At 58.8% G+C, this 19,316-nt stretch carries 18 protein-coding genes; 7 read left to right on the plus strand and 11 right to left on the minus strand.

Translation table 11 applies throughout. The features are described from left to right. Positions 1 to 35 precede the first annotated feature (35 nt). The 4 genes from cgtA to rplU all read right to left on the minus strand — a co-directional run bounded on the left by cgtA (position 36) and on the right by rplU (position 2,888). The gene (gene cgtA, locus ACJ8HH_RS15765) at positions 36 to 1,208 is read right to left on the minus strand and encodes an Obg family GTPase CgtA (RefSeq protein WP_004933553.1); all 1,173 of its coding nucleotides are present in this window, start codon (positions 1,206 to 1,208) and stop codon (positions 36 to 38) included. 16 nt (positions 1,209 to 1,224) lie between these two features. Next, positions 1,225 to 2,196, minus strand: coding sequence for a DMT family transporter (locus ACJ8HH_RS15770; protein WP_033636816.1), 972 nt, complete (start codon positions 2,194 to 2,196; stop codon positions 1,225 to 1,227). A 105-nt stretch (positions 2,197 to 2,301) separates the two neighbouring features. Further along, the gene (gene rpmA / locus ACJ8HH_RS15775) at positions 2,302 to 2,559 is read right to left on the minus strand and encodes a 50S ribosomal protein L27 (RefSeq protein ID WP_004933559.1); all 258 of its coding nucleotides are present in this window, start codon (positions 2,557 to 2,559) and stop codon (positions 2,302 to 2,304) included. A gap of 17 nt (positions 2,560 to 2,576) precedes the next feature. Next, positions 2,577 to 2,888 carry a 50S ribosomal protein L21 gene (gene rplU / locus ACJ8HH_RS15780; RefSeq protein ID WP_004933561.1) on the minus strand — a complete coding sequence of 104 codons (312 nt, stop codon included), beginning with the start codon at positions 2,886 to 2,888 and terminating at the stop codon, positions 2,577 to 2,579. A gap of 270 nt (positions 2,889 to 3,158) precedes the next feature. On the opposite strand from rplU, the gene ispB reads away from it, so the two are divergent. Next, a complete protein-coding gene (gene ispB, locus ACJ8HH_RS15785; protein ID WP_033636815.1) occupies positions 3,159 to 4,130 on the plus strand; it encodes an octaprenyl diphosphate synthase in 972 nt (323 codons plus the stop codon). Positions 4,131 to 4,178: 48 nt separating this feature from the next. Here the strand turns inward: ispB and ACJ8HH_RS15790 are convergent, their stop codons facing one another. After that, positions 4,179 to 4,535, minus strand: a complete 357-nt coding sequence (locus ACJ8HH_RS15790; protein ID WP_033648681.1) for a DNA-binding protein — start codon at positions 4,533 to 4,535, stop codon at positions 4,179 to 4,181. Between the two features lie 181 nt (positions 4,536 to 4,716). On the opposite strand from ACJ8HH_RS15790, the gene ACJ8HH_RS15795 reads away from it, so the two are divergent. Next, the gene (locus tag ACJ8HH_RS15795) at positions 4,717 to 4,977 is read left to right on the plus strand and encodes a helix-turn-helix domain-containing protein (RefSeq protein WP_033636812.1); all 261 of its coding nucleotides are present in this window, start codon (positions 4,717 to 4,719) and stop codon (positions 4,975 to 4,977) included. Between the two features lie 67 nt (positions 4,978 to 5,044). Here the strand turns inward: ACJ8HH_RS15795 and mdh are convergent, their stop codons facing one another. Further along, complete coding sequence (mdh, locus tag ACJ8HH_RS15800) at positions 5,045 to 5,983, minus strand: malate dehydrogenase (protein WP_033648682.1); 939 nt, start codon at positions 5,981 to 5,983, stop codon at positions 5,045 to 5,047. Positions 5,984 to 6,447: 464 nt separating this feature from the next. Between mdh and argR the strand changes: the two genes are divergently transcribed. The 3 genes from argR (at position 6,448) to yhcN (ACJ8HH_RS15815) (ending at position 7,969) form a co-directional block, all read left to right on the plus strand. Continuing rightward, positions 6,448 to 6,918: a transcriptional regulator ArgR gene (gene argR / locus ACJ8HH_RS15805; protein WP_004933572.1), complete on the plus strand. Its 471-nt coding sequence runs from the start codon at positions 6,448 to 6,450 to the stop codon at positions 6,916 to 6,918. 403 nt (positions 6,919 to 7,321) lie between these two features. Continuing rightward, positions 7,322 to 7,585, plus strand: a complete 264-nt coding sequence (gene yhcN, locus ACJ8HH_RS15810; protein WP_033638655.1) for a peroxide/acid stress response protein YhcN — start codon at positions 7,322 to 7,324, stop codon at positions 7,583 to 7,585. Between the two features lie 120 nt (positions 7,586 to 7,705). Continuing rightward, the gene (gene yhcN, locus ACJ8HH_RS15815; RefSeq protein WP_033648684.1) at positions 7,706 to 7,969 is read left to right on the plus strand and encodes a peroxide/acid stress response protein YhcN; all 264 of its coding nucleotides are present in this window, start codon (positions 7,706 to 7,708) and stop codon (positions 7,967 to 7,969) included. Positions 7,970 to 8,166: 197 nt separating this feature from the next. On the opposite strand, the gene mpl is transcribed toward yhcN (ACJ8HH_RS15815), so the two are convergent. Beyond that, positions 8,167 to 9,546 carry a UDP-N-acetylmuramate:L-alanyl-gamma-D-glutamyl-meso-diaminopimelate ligase gene (mpl, locus tag ACJ8HH_RS15820; RefSeq protein ID WP_033636810.1) on the minus strand — a complete coding sequence of 460 codons (1,380 nt, stop codon included), beginning with the start codon at positions 9,544 to 9,546 and terminating at the stop codon, positions 8,167 to 8,169. 169 nt (positions 9,547 to 9,715) lie between these two features. Between mpl and fbp the strand changes: the two genes are divergently transcribed. Continuing rightward, complete coding sequence (gene fbp / locus ACJ8HH_RS15825) at positions 9,716 to 10,720, plus strand: class 1 fructose-bisphosphatase (protein WP_004933587.1); 1,005 nt, start codon at positions 9,716 to 9,718, stop codon at positions 10,718 to 10,720. Positions 10,721 to 10,765: 45 nt separating this feature from the next. On the opposite strand, the gene ACJ8HH_RS15830 is transcribed toward fbp, so the two are convergent. Next, entirely contained in the window at positions 10,766 to 12,319 is a 1,554-nt protein-coding gene (locus ACJ8HH_RS15830) for a methyl-accepting chemotaxis protein (protein WP_033636809.1), read from the minus strand. Positions 12,320 to 12,579: 260 nt separating this feature from the next. Between ACJ8HH_RS15830 and ppa the strand changes: the two genes are divergently transcribed. Further along, the gene (gene ppa / locus ACJ8HH_RS15835) at positions 12,580 to 13,110 is read left to right on the plus strand and encodes an inorganic diphosphatase (RefSeq protein ID WP_004933594.1); all 531 of its coding nucleotides are present in this window, start codon (positions 12,580 to 12,582) and stop codon (positions 13,108 to 13,110) included. Positions 13,111 to 13,163: 53 nt separating this feature from the next. Here ppa and ACJ8HH_RS15840 read toward each other — a convergent pair whose 3' ends face one another. The 3 genes from ACJ8HH_RS15840 to tamA are packed head-to-tail and all read right to left on the minus strand — an operon-like array spanning position 13,164 to position 19,047. Beyond that, entirely contained in the window at positions 13,164 to 13,511 is a 348-nt protein-coding gene (locus ACJ8HH_RS15840; RefSeq protein ID WP_033636808.1) for a gamma-glutamylcyclotransferase family protein, read from the minus strand. A 2-nt stretch (positions 13,512 to 13,513) separates the two neighbouring features. Next, positions 13,514 to 17,332, minus strand: a complete 3,819-nt coding sequence (gene tamB, locus ACJ8HH_RS15845) for an autotransporter assembly complex protein TamB (RefSeq protein WP_197750605.1) — start codon at positions 17,330 to 17,332, stop codon at positions 13,514 to 13,516. Continuing rightward, positions 17,329 to 19,047 (minus strand): autotransporter assembly complex protein TamA, encoded by a 1,719-nt coding sequence (gene tamA, locus ACJ8HH_RS15850; protein WP_194243329.1) that lies wholly within the window; start codon positions 19,045 to 19,047, stop codon positions 17,329 to 17,331. Before tamA ends, tamB begins: the two co-directional genes overlap by 4 nt. Positions 19,048 to 19,316: the final 269 nt, after the last annotated feature.

The following is a 19,316-nucleotide window of genomic DNA, read 5'->3' on the forward strand; positions in this document are numbered from 1 at the left end:
AAGGGCCCAGCGTTGCTGAGCCCCTTATCACCGAATTACTTCTGGTAAATGATTTCGACGCCTTCGTCGTCGTCTTCGTCCCAGTCGTCATCCCAGTCATCTTCCGCTTCGGCTTCCACTTCCGCGATTTGCTCGCGGTGGTAGTCATCCCACATGAATTCGACTTTTTCCGGTGCGCTTTCTTCGATCGCCATCGCTTTCGGCTGGGTGTTGATGAAGTTCATCACGTCCCAGCACAGCGCGTTGACGCCTTCGCGGTTGGCGGCGGAGATCATGTAGTACTTCCCTTCCCAGCCCATGCCTTCCACAATCGCCTTGGCGCGTTCGGCGGCTTCTTCCTCACCAATCACATCAATTTTGTTGAACACCAGCCAGCGAGGCTTCTGCGCCAGATTTTCGCTGTATTGGTTCAACTCGTTGATGATGACTTTGGCGTTCTCCACCGGATCGGATTCGTCGATCGGCGCGATGTCCACCAGGTGCAGCAGCACGCGGCAACGCTCCAGGTGTTTCAGGAAGCGAATGCCCAGGCCAGCGCCTTCGGAGGCGCCCTCGATCAGCCCCGGAATGTCGGCGACCACAAAGCTCTGCTCGTGGTCCATACGCACCACGCCCAGGCTCGGCACCAGCGTAGTGAACGGATAATCGGCCACCTTCGGCTTGGCGGCGGACACCGCGCGAATGAAGGTCGATTTACCGGCGTTCGGCAGCCCCAGCATGCCTACATCGGCCAGCAGCAACAGCTCCAGCAACAGGTCGCGCGCTTCGCCAGCGGTACCCAGCGTCTTCTGACGCGGTGCACGGTTGACCGAAGATTTGAAACGGGTGTTGCCCAGGCCGTGCCAGCCGCCTTTGGCGACCATCAGCTTCTGCTCGTGGCGGGTCATGTCGCCGAGGATCTCGCCGGTGCCCTGATCCTTCACGCGCGTGCCGACCGGCACCTTGATGATGACGTCTTTACCGCGTTTACCGGTACAGTCGCGGCTCTGGCCATTCTGGCCGCGCTCGGCGCGGAAAGACTTCTCAAAGCGATAGTCGATAAGAGTGTTGAGGTTCTCGTCCGCCAGCAGGTAGACGTCGCCGCCGTCGCCGCCGTCGCCGCCGTCAGGCCCGCCGTTGGGGATATATTTTTCGCGGCGGAAGCTGACGCATCCGTTGCCGCCGTCGCCTGCAACGACCAGAATCGCTGCTTCATCTACAAACTTCATTTACCGTCTCCGTAAATCATTCACCGGGCTGCTTCAAAGGAGCAACCAGGGGGGGTTCTGCCCGTCGCGGCCACCACCGGTGACCAATTGCGGAAAACATGGCGCCCGCCACAACCACAAACGCACCGACATAGCCGACAATGTTCAGCGTCGGCGCGGCGAATGCCTGGGGCCAGGCCAACGCCAATAAATCTGAAAACAGCAGGGTAAACAGCGGGGTCAGCGTCACCAACGCGCTTACCTGCGCCGCCTGCCAACGCGCCATCGCCTCTGCCAGCGCGCCGTAGCCGATCAGCGTATTGGCGCCGCAAAACAGCAAACACGCCAATTGCCAGCCGCTCAGCTGGAAAATCACCTCGGGCTTGGCCAGAGGGAACAACGCCATCGCACATAAAGTGTACAACATAACCAGGATCTGCGGCGAAGCCAGCCGGCGCAGCAACACCTTCTGCGCCACGCCATAGCTCACCCAGACCATCGCCGCGCACACGCCCAGCATGACGCCCAGCGTGTAGTCCGTCAGCCGGGTGAAGATCTCTATCAGACTGACGTTGAAAAACAGCATCAGTCCGCAAATCAGCATCAGGGCGCCAATGACCTGGGTGACGCGCATGCGTTCTTTTAAAATCAGCACGCTGGCGAACATCATGCCGACCGGCGACAGCTGGCCAATCACCTGCGACGCCGTCGGGCTCAGGTATTGCAGCGAGGAACTGAAGAACACAAAGTTGCCCAGCAGCCCCGCCGTCGCGATCGCCAACAGCAGCAGCCAACGCGGCTGGCGGAACATCGTCAGCGGCGGCAGCTTGCCGCGCACCGCGAGGATCGCGCCCAAACCGATGGCGGCCATGGTAAAGCGATACCAGACAACGGTAAACGGCTCCATCACCACCAACACTTCTTTCATCGCAATCGGCAACGCGCCCCAGCAAACCGCCGTGGTTAACGCCAGAGAAATGCCAACGCCGACCTGCTGCTTCGTATCCATATCACCTTCGCCAACGCTGACGGGCCTGCCCTCAGGCAACCCATAAATGTAAAAAGCCCCGCAACGAATTGCGGGGCTTACATCTATTTCGTAAGGCTCGAAAAATTATTCAGCTTCGATGCTGATGAATTTACGATTGCTCGGGCCTTTAACTTCGAATTTGACTTTACCGTCTTTCAAAGCAAACAGAGTGTGGTCTTTGCCGCAACCCACGTTGGTACCAGCGTGGAATTTGGTGCCGCGCTGACGAACGATGATGCTGCCTGCCAGTACTGCTTCGCCGCCAAAGCGTTTTACGCCCAGACGTTTAGCTTCTGAATCGCGACCGTTACGAGTCGAGCCGCCAGCCTTTTTGTGTGCCATTAATCCGCTCTCCTAACTTAAGCGCTGATGCCGGTGATTTTAACGTCAGTGAACCACTGACGGTGGCCCTGCTGCTTACGGTGGTGTTTACGACGACGAAACTTAACGATTTTAATTTTCTCGCCACGACCATGAGCAACGACTTCAGCTTTGATCTTGCCGCCATCGACGAAAGGAACGCCGATTTTGATATCTTCGCCATTAGCGATCATCAGAATCTGGTCAAACTCAACCGCTTCACCAGTTGCGATGTCCAGCTTTTCCAAGCGAACGGTCTGACCTTCGCTTACTCGGTGTTGTTTACCACCACTTTGGAAAACCGCGTACATATAAAACTCCGCTTTCCGCGTGCCCGACTGTGTTAGTTCAGAGCGCGCTATAAATATTCACAATAGGGCGCGAATTCTACGCAAAAAAGCAGCGCATGACAAGAGCAGAATAAGACCAGAACAAGAAAAAAGAAGAAAAAAAGCGCAGTTTCTTTCGTGGCGTTTATCTGAACCGTTTTTCAAGTACAATCATAGGGACAGTTACCGCCATGTACCGATGTGAGCAGCGATCTCAACGCGGTGAAGAGAAACACAGCTGAAAAAAATACAATGAACCTAGAGCAAATTACCGAGTTAACCGCGCAAGATATGGCGGCCGTGAACGCAACAATTCTCGAACAGCTGAATTCCGATGTCACGCTCATCAATCAGCTTGGCTATTACATTATCAGCGGTGGCGGTAAGCGCATCCGGCCGATGATCGCCGTCCTGGCGGCGCGGGCATTGGGCTATGAAGGCAGCAAGCACGTCACCGTGGCCGCCCTGATCGAATTCATCCATACCGCCACGCTGCTGCATGACGACGTCGTCGACGAATCGGACATGCGCCGCGGCAAAGCCACCGCCAACGCGGCGTTCGGCAACGCCGCCAGCGTGCTGGTCGGCGACTTTATCTACACCCGCGCCTTCCAGATGATGACCAGCCTGGAATCCCTGCGCGTGCTGGCGCTGATGTCGGAAGCGGTCAACGTCATCGCCGAAGGTGAAGTGCTGCAGTTGATGAACGTGCACGATCCCGACATCAGCGAAGAAAGCTATATGCGGGTGATCTACAGCAAAACCGCCCGTCTGTTTGAGGCGGCGGCGCAATCGTCGGCGATCCTGTCCGGCGCCAGCGCGGAGCAAGAACGGGCGCTGCAAGACTATGGCCGCTACCTCGGCACCGCTTTCCAGCTGATCGACGATCTGCTCGACTACAGCGCCGACGGCAGCACCCTGGGCAAAAACACCGGCGACGATCTGAACGAAGGGAAACCGACCCTGCCGCTGCTGCACGCGATGCACAACGGCGACGACGCCCAGCGTGACATGATCCGCGGCGCGATTGAGCAAGGCAACGGCCGTCACCTGTTGGAGCCGGTGCTGCAGGCGATGCAGCAATGCGGTTCGCTGGAATACACCCGCAAACGCGCCGAGGAAGAGGCCGACAAGGCGATCGCCGCGCTGCAGGCATTGCCGGCATCGGAGCACCGCACGGCGCTGGAGGGCCTGGCCCATCTGGCGGTGCAACGCGACTTTTAAGAAATTAATGTTTCTTAAAAACCATCAGGCCCGCATACGCGGGCCTGCCTAGGTATTGCTCTCTTCGTCGATACGCGCCAGCAGGCCGCCGATCCCTTCCCGCATCAGGAAAGCCACCATTTTCTCGCGCTCGCTTTCCGTCAAATGGTAGTAATACTCGATCCAGACCGCCAACGGATCCTGACGCTCTACGTCATATGCCGCCCCGTCTTCCTTCAGCACCAGCAGGTTACGCACGTCTGAAGGCAGGCTGTCGAAATGGTACTCCAACGCTTTTCCCTGCACGCCTTTACGCCTGCGGCTGATCCAGCCTTCGCGCCGGGCCATCAGATTGATTCCCTGTGGTGAGGAAGGTAATCCTGCGATGCCTGTCAGTTCCTTGGCGGCAAACCACTCTTTTTTCATAGCCATCATCTCTGGGCAATAGTGGGCAACGTCATTTTTTGGAAATTACTTGGGTATTTTTTAGGAAATTTAATGGTATTCTGGTTTCCGAATAAGCGTTTCACGTTGTTCATGCGCTTAACCTTGACCCGTTAGTTATACCACTAACGCAACTTTGGCTAATCAGAAAAGGAATGTAAACATGAATTCAAGGAACCCAGATTGGCATCCGGCAGATATCATCGCGGCGCTACGCAAGCAGGGCACCACGCTGGCGGCAGTGTCGCGCAAGGCCGGATTAAGCTCATCGACGCTGGCCAACGCGCTGTCGCGCCCGTGGCCGAAGGGGGAATGGCTGATCGCCGAAGCGATAGGCGTCCACCCCTCGGAGATCTGGCCAAGCCGCTATTACGATCCGCACAGCGATTGCCTGCTGGATCGCAAGGCGCGCATCAAATCGTGAACGCGGAGCAAAAAAAAACCGCCGGAACAGCGTCCGGCGGCGTTTATCGGCTGACTATCGGCGTCGATCAGTTATTGATGAACTTCTCGCCCAGTTCGATATCTTTGTGCAGCACGTCCAGCATCTCGTTCAGCGCTTTCTGCTCGAAGGCGCTCAGGGTGCCGATATCCTTGCGCTCTTCAACGCCGTTCTTGCCCAGCACCAGCGGCTGTGCGAAGAAGCGAGCGTATTTGCCGTCGCCTTCAACGTAAGCGCATTCCACAACGCCTTTCTCGCCCTGCAGCGCACGCACCAGAGACAGACCGAAACGGGCAGCCGCCTGGCCCATGGACAGCGTTGCAGACCCGCCGCCGGCTTTGGCTTCCACCACTTCGGTACCGGCGTTCTGAATACGCTTGGTCAGATCCGCCACTTCCTGATCGGTGAAGCTCACGCCTGGGATCTGCGACAGCAGAGGCAGGATGGTCACGCCAGAGTGGCCGCCGATGACCGGCACGTTCAGCTCTTCCGGCTGCTTGCCTTTCAGCTCGGCCACGAAGGTGTTGGAACGGATGATATCCAGCGAAGTCACGCCGAACAGTTTGTTCTTGTCGTAAACGCCGGCTTTTTTCAGCACTTCCGCCGCGATGGCGACCGTGGTGTTAACCGGGTTGGTGATGATGCCGACGCAGGCTTTCGGGCAGGTTTTCGCCACTTGTTCAATCAGGTTACGCACGATGCCGGCGTTAACGTTGAACAGGTCAGAGCGATCCATGCCTGGCTTACGGGCCACGCCGGCGGAAATCAGCACCACGTCCGCACCTTGCAGAGCCGGGGTCGCGTCTTCGCCGCTGAAGCCTTTGATTTTAACTGCGGTTGGGATGTGGCTTAAGTCGACGGCAACGCCTGGGGTAACGGGGGCAATGTCGTAGAGAGAGAGTTCAGAACCTGAAGGAAGCTGGGTTTTGAGTAGAAGGGCGAGGGCCTGGCCGATACCGCCAGCAGCACCGAGAACTGCAACTTTCATCCTATACTCCTTTATTATCTTAAATATATAAAGCGCCGTGAATGTGTTGGTTACGGACCTTAAGTCATTACACCTTTCAAAACAATAAATTAGCCAATTCTTGCCTGCAGGTGTAATAAAACGGCCGCTGTCGCGCCCATTTTAGATTAAATCGCTTACGCATGAAGGGCATAGCGCACACTAATCAAAAATAGTGCGAGGTTATTCACAAGCAAGTTAACCGGCCGTTACATTACACCCTTACGCAACATCAGAACAACATCATTTTAATAACATTTTATTTACCACTGCGGGCCGATTTTCCGTCGCCAAAAGGGCATATTCATCGCGGCCGGATTTTGTTAAAATGCCGCCCTTTCCTCGCCGCCCGGTCATGCTTATTTTCTTTGGGTCGGCCTTTGTTGCATAAAAATTCATCTATATGCATAATCATGACTTCCACTATCAACATTCCACGGTGCAAAATGCGTAATCCCGCAAAACAGGAAGATCTGATCAAGACGTTCAAAGCGTTATTGAAAGAAGAAAAATTCAGTTCTCAAGGCGAGATCGTTTTGGCGCTGCAAGAAGAAGGCTTCGAAAACATTAACCAATCCAAAGTATCGCGCATGCTGACCAAGTTCGGCGCGGTACGTACGCGCAATGCCAAAATGGAAATGGTGTATTGCCTTCCTGCCGAACTCGGCGTGCCGACCACCACCAGCCCATTGAAGAATCTGGTGCTGGACGTCGACCATAACGACGCCGTCGTGGTGATCCACACCAGCCCGGGCGCCGCGCAGCTGATCGCCCGCCTGCTCGACTCATTGGGGAAATCCCAGGGCATCCTCGGCACGATTGCCGGCGACGACACGATTTTCGTCACCCCGTCCAACGGCTTTACCGCTCAGAAACTGCATGAGGCTATTCTGGGCGTGTTCGAGCAAGAGCTGTGAAACCTGGCGCTAACAAAGTGCGGCTTTAGCCCGCACTTTGTTAGCGCTTCTTTAACTCTCACGTTACCTTTCCCGCCTTCAACCGCGTTTAACACTGCTTTTTTATCCCTCAGCAACACATTTCCATGACATCTACATGTAACCAGCAGTACCCACTGTGATCTTCCGCACTTTTGGTCAAAAGCACTTACCTTATTGAAATTACATAAATTTAACATCAAAAGATCGTTTTGTGAGCGTTTTTTATTCCTTACAGTTATAAAAAATAAGGATCATAAGGTTAAAGTTTCACTAGCAACTGTTAGCTAACTATTAATTTTTCGCGTTACTAGCTGTATACTCATTTTCGTGAACTGAATCACAGTTCGTTGGAACTGATAAAAGAATACGATGAGGTGAGATGATGAAAATTAAAGCTACCGTTGCAACCCTGAGCGTTCTGTCCATGCTTTCCTTTGGTGCATTCGCAGCACAATCTATTGATGCAACTCAGGCCGCAAAACTGCAGCCGGCCGGTGTAATCACCGTGAGCGGCGTCGCTGCTGCGCCTTCCGACATCCGCCAGGCGCTGTCCGACAAAGCCGACGCCAAAGGGGCGACCGCTTACCGCGTAATCGAAGCCCGCAATGACGGCAGCTTCCACGCAACCGCTGAAATCTACAAATAAGTACCGGCATTACCCGGCAACGGGCAATACATCTCTGGAATCAAACGCTGTCATAACGGCCTTCAAGAATAAAAATCGCTGCCAAGCCCTTCCAGGCTGTTATGACCAAGGATCGCTATCATGAACATGAAAACTACTCTCGCTGCATTCGGCCTGCTGTCTGTCATCTCCTTCGGCGCCTCCGCCGCCCAGCTGGTGACTAACGATCAGACCGCCAATCTGCAATCTATCGGCACCATCACCGTCAGCGGCATCGACGGCGCGCCGACCGACATTCGCCAGGCGTTGTCCGACAAAGCCGACGCGAAAGGCGCGACCGCCTACCGCGTGATCGAAGCGCGTAACGAAGGCAACTACCACGCCACCGCCGAGATTTACAAATAACAACTCTGGGAACGGCTTTGCAGAGCTGATTACCCTCGTCACTGCCACTGCCGAGTTCTGACGCAAACGCCGATTTCCCAGAGACCCTCTCGTCGTCCTATCCGACGAACCCCGTTGCCCTCGCTCGCGAGGGCTTTTTTATGGGCGTAAAAAAGGCCGCGAATGCGGCCCTTGATGTGGCTGATGCGGCTGAGCGATCAGTAGGTGACTTTCGGTTCCTGCTTTTTCGCCAGCGCGTCCAGCAGACGGTCGTGAATGCCGCCGAAACCGCCGTTGCTCATCACCAGAATGTGATCGCCCGGCTGTGCGGTTTTCACCACCATGTCCACCAGCGTGTCGAGATCCGCGCTCCAATGCGCCGGCTGCACGCAGGCATCCGCCACTTCCGCCACCTGCCACGGAATGTGGTGCGGCTGGAACAGGAACACCTCGTCGGCGCGGCCGAGCGAAGGCGCCAGATCGTTTTTGCTGATGCCCATTTTCATGGTGTTGGATCGCGGCTCCAGCACCGCCAGAATGCGCGCCGTGCCGCCGACCTTGCCGCGCAGCGCGGCCAGAGTGGCCAGGATCGCCGTCGGGTGGTGCGCGAAGTCGTCGTAAACCGTGACGCCGTTGGCTTCGCCACGCAGCTCCAGGCGGCGGCGGGCGTTGATGAAATCGCCCAACGCGCGGCAGGCGTCCGCCGGCTGCACGCCGACGTGGCGGGTGGCGGCGATGGCCATCAGGCCGTTATGCATGTTGTGCTCGCCCACCAGCGCCCAGTTCACTTCGCCGACCTGTTCGCCGTCGAGGAAAACCGCGTAATGGCTGGCGTCCGGCGTCAGCTTCTGTGCGCGCCAGGTGCCCTCTTCCCCCACCAGCTCCTGCTCGCTCCAGCAGCCCATCGCCATCACCTGCTTCAGGTGGCTGTCGTTGTCCGGCAGGATGATCTTGCCTTTGCCCGGCACCAGACGCACCAGGTGGTGGAACTGTTTCTGGATGGCTTTCAGATCGTCGAAGATATCGGCGTGATCGAACTCCAGGTTGTTCATGATCAGCGTGCGCGGGCTGTAATGCACGAACTTGGAGCGCTTGTCGAAGAACGCGCAGTCATACTCGTCGGCCTCGATCACGAAGAACGGGCTGCCGCCGAGGCGCGCCGATACGTCGAAGTTGCCCGGCACGCCGCCGATGACGAAGCCGGGCTGGTAGCCGCAGGCCTCGAGGATCCAGGTCGCCATGCCGGCGGTGGTGGTTTTGCCGTGGGTGCCGGCGACCGCCAGTACCCAGCGATCGCGCAACACGGCATCGTGCAGCCACTGCGGGCCGGAAACGTAAGGGATGCCACGTTCCAGCACCGCCTCCACGCACGGGTTGCCGCGCGTCATGGCGTTGCCGATGATCACCAGATCCGGCGCCGGATCCAGCTGGGCCGGATCATAACCCTGAATAAGATCGATCCCCTGGTTCTCCAGCAGCGTGCTCATCGGCGGATAGACGTTGGCGTCCGAACCGGTGACGTCATGCCCCAGTGAGCGCGCCAGCATCGCCAACCCGCCCATAAAGGTGCCACAGATCCCAAGAATGTGAATGCGCATAGGTTTCTCATGTGAGTGCATCGAATGTCGGCATATTCTAACGCTCAGAATCGTCCAGAAGAAATGGATTTGCCTATGAATAGCGCGCATCTTTGGGCTACACTGCACGCGAAAACGTTGGCGGTTTGTTAACAGGCCGCTATCCATCCGTAGATTCAGGGATTGTGTCATGAAAACGTTAGGCGAATTTATCGTCGAGAAACAGCACGACTTCTCTCACGCCACCGGCGAGCTGACCGCGTTACTTTCTGCAATTAAACTGGGCGCCAAAATCATCCACCGCGACATCAACAAGGCCGGCCTGGTTGATATTCTGGGCACCAGCGGGGTGTCCAACGTACAGGGCGAAGTTCAGATGAAACTGGACCTGTACGCGAACGAAAAACTGAAAGCGGCGTTGAAAGCGCGTGGTGAAGTTGCGGGTATCGCTTCCGAAGAAGAAGATGAAATCGTGATATTCGACGGCGAGCGAGCTGAAAATGCCAAGTATGTCGTTTTGATGGATCCGTTGGACGGTTCGTCCAACATCGATGTCAACGTCTCGGTCGGTACGATTTTCTCTATCTACCGTCGCATCACGCCGGTCGGCACGCCGGTGACCGAAGAAGACTTCCTGCAGCCGGGCAGCGCCCAGGTCGCAGCGGGTTATGTGGTTTACGGTTCGTCCACCATGCTGGTGTACACCACCGGTTACGGCGTCCACGCCTTCACCTACGACCCGTCTCTGGGCGTATTCTGCCTCTCCCACGAGAAAGTGCGCTTCCCGGCGAGCGGCAACATGTATTCCATCAACGAAGGCAACTACATCAAGTTCCCTCTCGGCGTGAAGAAATACATCAAATACTGCCAGGAGCAGGATGAAGCGACGCAGCGCCCTTACACCTCGCGCTACATCGGTTCTCTGGTGGCGGACTTCCACCGCAACCTGCTGAAAGGCGGCATCTACATCTACCCAAGCACCGCCAGCCACCCGCAAGGCAAGCTGCGCCTGCTGTACGAATGCAACCCGATGGCGTTCCTGGCCGAACAGGCCGGCGGTAAGGCCAGCGACGGCAAAAACCGCATTCTGGACATCACGCCGGTGAAACTGCACCAGCGCGCGCCATTCTTCGTCGGCACCAAGTCGATGGTAGAAGACGCGGAACGCTTCATCGCCGAAAACCCGGACGAGTAACGCGTTCTTTGCAAGGGTTCGGCGCCGCGCCGAACCCTTATCGCCTTACAGCTTGAACGCCGCCATGCTCTGCGCCAGCAGCTGAGCCTGATCTTCCAGCGAGCGCGTCGCCGCCGCCGACTCTTCCACCAGTGCCGCATTCTGCTGCGCCACCTGATCCATCTGCGCCACCGCCAGGTTCACCTGTTCGATACCGCTGCTTTGTTCGCGCGTCGCCGCCGAGATCTCACGCATCAGCGCCGTCACCCGGCCCACTTCGCCGGTAATGCCGCTCATGGTCTGCGCCGCCGACTCCACCATCTGCTCGCCTTCCTGCACCCGGTTCTGCGAGGCTTCGATCAATCCTTTGATCTCTTTCGCCGACTGGGCGCTGCGCTGCGCCAGATTGCGCACTTCACCGGCCACTACCGCAAAACCTCGGCCCTGTTCGCCGGCGCGCGCCGCTTCCACCGCCGCGTTCAGCGCCAGGATATTGGTCTGGAAGGCGATGCCGTCCATCACGCTGATGATGTCGGCGATGCGGCGCGAGCTGTCGGTGATCGCCTGCATCTTGCTCATCACCTGGCTGACCACCTCGCTGCCCTGGTTGGCGATATCGGACACGCTCAGCGCCAGCTGGTTGGCCTGTTCGCAGTTCTCGGCGTTCATTTTCACCGTCGAGGTCAGCTGTTCCATGCTGGCGGCGGTTTCTTCCAGCGAAGCGGCCGATTCTTCGGTGCGCTGCGCCAGATGCAGGTTGCCGGCCGCCAGTTCGCGTGAACCGGTGTCAATCTGGCTGCTGGCGTCACGCACTTTGCTGACCGAACTGGCCAACGCCTGCTGCATGCGCTGCATCGCCCGCACCAGGCGGCCCATCTCGGTATCGCCCTCGCCGCGGATCTCATGGGTCAGATCGCCGCCGGCGATGTGTTCCAGCTGCGCGATGGACTCGTCCAGCGGGCGCAGAATGATCACCCGCAGCGCGAACCAGGCCAGCACCGCCAGCAGCACGCTGAGCAGGCCCGCCACCACGATCAGCGAGATCTTGGTGCTGGCGTTGCTTTCCGCGTCATACACCTGCTGCGCGCCGAGCTTCATGGCGAAGCTGCGGAAATCGCTGAGATCCTTTTCGAACGCGATGCTCAACGCGGAGATGCGCGTTTCCTGAATATGATAATACTCATCAATCTTGCCGGCCTTGATGGCGGCGGCCATCGGCTTCACGCCCTGATCCAGATAGGCGCGGTAGCTGTTTTGCAGGCGGTTGGAGAGTTCGCGGCCGCGCTCGGTCACGGTGCCGACGCCGACAAAGCGCGCCATTTCCTTGTTCGACTGCTCGAGGTAACCGTAGATGCGGCCCACGGTGGCGTCGGAGACATCAGTCTGGCCGATCTCCCGTTGGCGCACCGCCAGCGAGGCGGCGGTTCTGGCGCGCAGCGTCAGGTTGGAGCTGTTGGCCAGCGAGCCCAGCTCTTCGCCGAGGATCTGGTTTAAGGTATGGATCGAGCGCGATCCTTCGTTAATCGCGTTGACGCCAATAACGCTGACCATGATCAGCAGCATGGTCATCAGGCTCAGCAGGGCGATCAGCCCAGCCTTCACCGTAATCTTTTTTAGCATGAGTTCTTCCCGGCTTCAGAATAGTGAGATCAGACGTAGTAGGGGTGGCAAAACGCGGAGCCAGCTTTGCTGGCTCATTATTGTTTGTTGAAGTTATCGGCAGGCGGAGGCAAAACTTCATGCCGCGGCGGGATTAATCTGGAAATTCTCCGTGCGCCGGCGCACTGGGTTTTCGACGATGAAAAGGGCAGGAAATCGCAAAAGAGTCCGCTATAATAGCCGCCACTCCATTTCTGGTTTGATGATTAAAGGAAACCGACATGAGCTTGAATCTGGTCCCTGCTGGCAAAGACCTGCCGGAAGACATCTACGTAGTAATCGAAATCCCGGCCAACGCCGATCCAATCAAATACGAAATCGACAAAGAAACCGGCGCGCTGTTCGTTGACCGTTTCATGTCCACCGCGATGTTCTACCCGTGCAACTACGGCTACATCAACCACACCCTGTCTCTGGACGGCGACCCGGTTGACGTGCTGGTTCCAACCCCATACCCGCTGCAGCCGGGTTCCGTAATCCGCTGCCGTCCGGTTGGCGTGCTGAAGATGACCGACGAAGCCGGTGAAGACGCCAAGCTGGTTGCGGTACCGCACAGCAAGCTGACCAAAGAGTACGATCACGTGAAAGACGTGAACGACCTGCCGGAACTGCTGAAAGCCCAGATCGCTCACTTCTTCGAGCACTACAAAGATCTGGAAAAAGGCAAATGGGTGAAAGTGGAAGGCTGGGCAGACGCTGCCGCAGCTAAAGCGGAAATCATCGCCTCCTTCGAACGCGCTGCCAAGAAGTAATTCTCGCCGCCGTCCGATGAAAAAACACCGCTCATTGAGCGGTGTTTTTTTTATTACTGATCGTCGAGACGTTTCAGCCAGTCACCGCTGGTAATTCGCGGGTAACCGTCCACGCTGTGTTTGTACAGGTAGATCCACGCACTCCCATAAGGCGTCTGAATCAGCTCGCGCTTATAGTCCTTGGTGTTGCTTTTCAGTTCGTCCAGCTCTGCCAGAATCGATGAGTTAATACGATACACCTCGCAATGTATCGTGCCCTCTCCAGGGATCGCCGCCGGGTAATGGCCCAGATTATAAATCTGATAGCCTTCGAGCTCGTGCTCGCCGAGCCATTGGGCGTTGGTCATCCAATGGCTGTTTCCCTGTTTGCGCCGTAAACTGCCGTAGACAATTATTCGCATCGCTAAAACTCAAACTGATAGAGCAAATCTAATGCCTGGTCGAGACCAGACACCGCTTCAAGATACAACTTAGGCATCAGGCGATAACGCAACGTCAGCGTGGCCAAGGAGTCGAAGATGCCCACTCCATATTTTACTTGTAAGCCTGGGAGAACATAGCCGCTCACGACAACCTGGGAACTGTCGCCAACCCCCTGAGTGTCCAGAGCCAAATTACTTACGCCGAATGCCTCGCCGATTTTACCCACAAGTTGACCACTTTGTGCAACCCCCATGCCGATTAACATCGAGGTCATGGCGTTGCCGTCGGCGCCGGAGCTGCTCAAGCCCTGGCCGCGCAGCAGATAAGACAGGGCTTCCTGTTGCGATTTGGCCGGATCGGAGAACACTTCCAGCTTCGGCGCATCCGCCAGGCCGGTCACGCGCACGCCGGCGGTCACATCGTCCTCGGTGGATTCCGGGTTGCGGATCGCCTCGATATTCAGCAGCGGCTGATCCGGCGGGCCGGAGAACATCAGCTGCCCTTTACGCACGATCAAATCCTGACCATAAGCATGGAAGCGGCCGGAAGGGATGTCAATCTGGCCGTTAAGGCCCAGCCCTTTCTTGTCCTGCACCACCTTCAGGTCGCCCTTCAGGCGGGCCTTGAGACCAAAAGCGTCCAGCCGCACGTCATTGCCGACGTGGATCATCAGATTGCTGTTGATCGGGATCGAGGCGGTCTTCGGTTGAATCGGCTTCAGTTGGTCGTCCAGCATCACCTCGTCGGAAGAGACGCCCACCGCGCTTTCCGGCAGCTCCTGCACCGTGATGCGCGCCCACGGAATATCGACCTTGCCGTTGAGCGAGAACAGCTGCGGCGTGGCTTCGAACACCAGATCCGGCGACACGTCGATGCGGATCATCGGCGGCACCGTCACCCGCAGCTTATCGCCCTTGGCGGCAATGCGCGCACGCCAGGCGTTGATGTCACGCCAGTCGGCGTCGCCCGCCAGATTCAGCTGGCCGCGCGTGGTGCTGAGCAGCCCTTCCAGCGTCGAGGTCATGCCGTTGAAATTCACCGCCAGCCGCGCGTCGGTCATATCGAACGGCATCCAGTGCCCCTGCACCTTCGCCCGATCCAACGCCAGGCGCCCGAACACCAGCGGCTTCTGCGCGCTGCCGCCCAGGCGCAGGTTGGCGTTCAGCATGCCCGCCGCGCTTTCGCCCTTCATCAGCGCCGGGTTGATCAGCGCCAGTGAGATGTTGGTGATATTGACGTTGCCGCTGATGGTGCGCCGCACCTGCGGATCCGCCACCTGGATATTGCCGTCGAACTGGCCGTTGTTGGTCAGCTTGATCCGCCAGTCGGCCAGCGCGCGACCGTTGTTCAGGCCGGCGTTGAGGGTCAGCGTGTCGAAGGCGATCGGCAGCGCGTTGCCCTGCACCTGCTGCACCACTTTGACGCCGTTGCCGGCCAGCGTGACTTTCGCCTCCGGCAGCGCGCCGCCCGGTTTCCAGCTGACGTCGGCCCGGCCGGTGAACACCCCGCTCAGGGCGGTTTCCGGGCCGAGGAACGGCTTGATCATCGCCAGATCGAACCGGTTGAGCACCACGCTGGCCTGGCCGCTCTGGCCGGCTTTAATGGTCTTAGGCACGCACAGCTCGGCGTTCGGGTTCTGCCAACAGTGCGGCCCGACGCTGATTTTCTGCTCGGTGTTCAGGTAGTCCAGCGCGATGGCGCGCGTCAGGCGCCATTCCCCGACCGGCGTATCGAAGCGAGTGTTGTTCAGATTGCCGCGCCAGCGCTGCTGCTGGCGATCGAAACTGCCCTGCAGCGCCAGCTGGCCGGAGACCGGTTTGCCGTCGATCTTCAGCTGCAGCTGGTGCTGCTTCTCGCTGCCCTTGGCGTCGAGGGTCAACAGGCTGACCTCCAGCGCATCCTGCTTCAGCTGCTCGACGCGTACCGCCAGTTGCCCCTGAATCTGATCCGTGGAGCGCACGTCGCCGTCTATTTTCACGCGGTTGATGCGCAGCGCCTGCCACTGCAGGCCGGATGCGGTCAAATCAGCCAGCAGCTGCGGCGCCTGCAGATTGCCGCGCAGCTTCAGCAGCCCTTTGGCGGTGCCGCCCAGGCCCGGCAGCGCGCCGTCCAGACGCGGCGCGTCGATGTTGGCGTCCAGGTTCCAGCTCTTCTCGTCCAGCTGCCCTTTGACGTTCAGTTGGTTACGCCCCAGCGCCAGATCGATGCCGGGGATTTTCCACTGCCCGGCGGCGTTGCCGCTCAGCGTACCGCGCGCCGTGACCTTGTTCTGCTTCACGTTGCCGTCCAGCTGCAGCACCGGCACCTGCAGTTGCCAGCTGCCGCCGTGCAGGCTGCCGCGCGTGGTGATCTTGCCGTCGAGTTTCGCCGGCCATTCCGGCCACTGCTTGGCGGTATTGATGCCGCTCAGCGTCAATTGCGAGTTCCAGCTGATGGCCTTGCTCCAGTCCACCAACGCGGTGAGATCGGTATTGCCCTGCAGCGCCGCCAAGCGCAGGCGCTCCAGCTTGAACTGCTCGACGTTGCCTTTGCCGTCCAGCGTCAGCACCGCCGGCGGCAAGTCCTGGCCTTTCAGATTGGCGCGCGTCGACAGCGCGTAGTCGGTCGCCTTGCCGTTAAAGCGCAGGCGGAAATCGTTGACCTGATACTGCCCCTCGCCGCTCAGCGGCCATTTCAGCTGCTTGCTCTGCAACGTCAGCGCCAGCGGCAGGCCGGCTTCGGCCAGCCGGGTTTGCACATCGAGCTGGGCGCCGACCGGGCCGGACAGGTTCAGCGCCACCTTCAGCTCGTCACGCAGCCCGCCGCCGACGTTCAGCTTCACCTTCTCGCCCTTCAGCGGTTCGATGTTCAGCGCGCTGTTGGCGGTCAGGGACACCGGCCAGTCGCCGGTCAGTGTCGCCTGCCCCTGCAGCGACAGCGTGCCCTGCGGCGACTTCACGTCGAAGTTGTCCAGCTGGATATGTTGATCCTGCGTGCTGGCCTGCAGCAACAGGCTCGTGATCAGCACGTCGGTATCGCCGGTCAAGCGCAGCTGCTCGCCGCTGATCTCTTTGACGGTGATATCCAGCGGCAGGCGGATGTCCGGCAGATCCGGCAACAGCGGTTTGGCGAACAGTTCCTTCAGCGTTTCGCCCAGCGGCTTCTCTTCCGGCTGAGGTGCCGGCTTCGCCGCGTCGGTAACCTGCTCGCCGACCTTTTTCGCCACCTCGACCGCCGGCTGCACCGCTTCCGGCAGCGGGTTTTGCGGGGTTTTCGGCAAGGCGATCAGCAGCGAGCCGATCTTGGTCGGCATCAGCGTCAGCGCGCGCTCTTGCCACTGCGCGCCGGTGCGGAACTCGGCCAGCGAGATGGCGGTGTCGTCGACGGTGACCTTGACGTTGTTCAACGCCAACAGGCGCAGCGTGATCGGGTAAGGCGTGCTGAGATTGGTGGTCGGCTCACTGCTCTCCTCCACCGGCGCGGAAGGCGCCATCTCTTTGGTGTTCACCGCCACGTCCACATCCTTGGCGGTCAAGGCATTGACGCACAGCGAGCTGCGCTTAAAGCAGGAGAGATCGAGCGACAGATGGAACTGCCCGGCGTTGACCGTCACGCCCGGCATCTGATACTTCACGCCCTTCAGCGTCAGATCGCGCCAGCCGCCGCTGACGCCGGCGATCTCCAGCCCCGGCACCCAGCGCGCCGCGCCGTTGATGACCATATGCAAACCGGTGGTGGTGCCTATCAGGAAGGCCAGGCCGCCGATCAGCAACAGCAGAACGACCAGAAATCCGAGACAAATCTTTTTAACCAGGCTCATAGTTCAGGCCCCAAACCGATGTAGAACTGCATCCCGTGGGTGTCCTTGTCTCCCACAGGCGCGGCGATATCCAGCTTCACCGGCCCCACCGGCGACTGCCAGCGCACGCCTACGCCGGCGCCGGTCTTGAAGTTGCTCTTCTTGATATCGTTCACCGCTTCACCGGAGTCGACGAACATCGCCCCCCACCATTTGCCGGTCACGTTGTATTGGTACTCCAGCGAGCCGGTCAGCATCTTGGAGGCGCCGGTCAGCTTGCCGTCGTCACCGCGCGGCGAGATGTCTTTGTACTTGTAGCCGCGAATGCTGCGGTCACCGCCGGCGAAGAAGCGCAGATCCGGCGGCACCTTGTCGAAGTCGTTGGTTTCTATCCAGCCCACCTGCCCGCGCGCCACAAAACGATGCTTGTCGGCCAGGGTGCGGATCCAGACGTTCTGCGCCTGCATCAGCGCAAAGTCCACGCCGGAGCCCCAGGAGGTGTCGGACACGTCGATAGAGTAGCGCTGGCTGTCGCCCCAGGTCGGCATCAGACCGCCGCGCGAACGGGTGCGGCTGAAGCTGACGCCAGGATACAGCAGCATGGTGGTGTTGCTGACGTTACCCTGGGTAAAGTTATCCCAGCGCCAGGTCAGGTTGATCGCCCGCTGCCAGCCGCTGGAAAGATCCCAGTTGCGCGAGGCCACCACTTTGGAGGTGACGGACTTGGTGTCGTTAAGATCGACGTTCTTGAGGCCGCCCTGCAGCAGGTAATACTGCTCCAGCGGGTTCTTCAGCAACGGGATTTTGTAGGTCAGATCCAGCTGCTGCTCCGGCGCCGACACGCTGGCGCTGGTTTCCAGACTATGCCCGCGATCGTTGAGCCAGGGTTTTTTCCAGGTGCCTTTCACCCGCGGGCCGACGTCGGTGGAGTAGCCGATACCGGTTTCGACGGTGTTGCGCGTGCGCGGCGTCACCAGCGCGTCCAACGGCAAAATCTTGTTCTCTTTGGCATCGTTGAAATCAGGGGACACCACCACCGAGTTGAACCAGTTGGTGGCGGACAAACGGCGGTTCAGCTCGGCCAAATCCTCCGAACTGTAGTAATCCCCCTGATGAAAGGGCACCAGATTTTGCAGATAGTCTTCGCGAATTTGCGAACCGGTGAATTTCACCTTGCCGAAGCGGTAACGTTCGCCGCTGTTGAAATCGATATCCCAAAACGCCTTGTGCAGATCTTCGGCCACGCCGAGCTGGCTTTTGGTCATGTCGGCGTCGAAGTAGCCTTTGCGCAGCGCCAGGCCGGTGAGCGAGCCTTTGAAACTGTCATACTTGCCGTGGTTGAGGATCTCGCCGATGGTCGGCCGCCCCTTCTTCACCAGCGCCAGGTAGTCCTCATCGGTCTTCGCGCCGCCTTCCAGCACGATGTTGGCGCCGGCGATACGCACCGGTTCGCCCGGATTGACCTTGGCGTGCAGCACCGGGCGCGACATCCCCGGCCGATCGTCCAGCGTAAACTCGATGGTCGGCTGGTAATAGCCGAGCGCGCGCAGCCCCTGGCGCACCGCCTCATCCACCCGCGCGCGGAAGCGCCCGTCGGTGCCGACCTCTTCAGGCGTGATCGACGACAGCCGCACCCGGACGTTTTTTTCCAACTCTCCGCTTAACCCCTCCACCTGCAAGCGCACGTTGGCCGCATAGGCCGCAGGTGCCGCAAGCAACACAGATATCAAGCACATGACCGGGTACTTTGGCACGTGTTCTCCTTATTGATTTTACTTTCCTGTTATGGTGTTCGCTCCGGGGCCAGGGCAGACTCCGCGCTATCATGACGGCAGCCCTCTTCAACCTTGTTCCGGACGCCGCCCGCCGCGCTTGCCACCACCGCGCAACAGGCGAATTCTTCACTTTTGGCGCTCAAAATACTGCGTTAAGCTTATACATAAACTCAACTTGCCACTTATTGTGGGCAAAGACGCGGTGAGATACAACCGAACCGCCCCCATGT

Source organism: Serratia sp. CY32780 (assembly GCF_052169135.1).
GTDB lineage: Bacteria > Pseudomonadota > Gammaproteobacteria > Enterobacterales > Enterobacteriaceae > Serratia > Serratia sarumanii.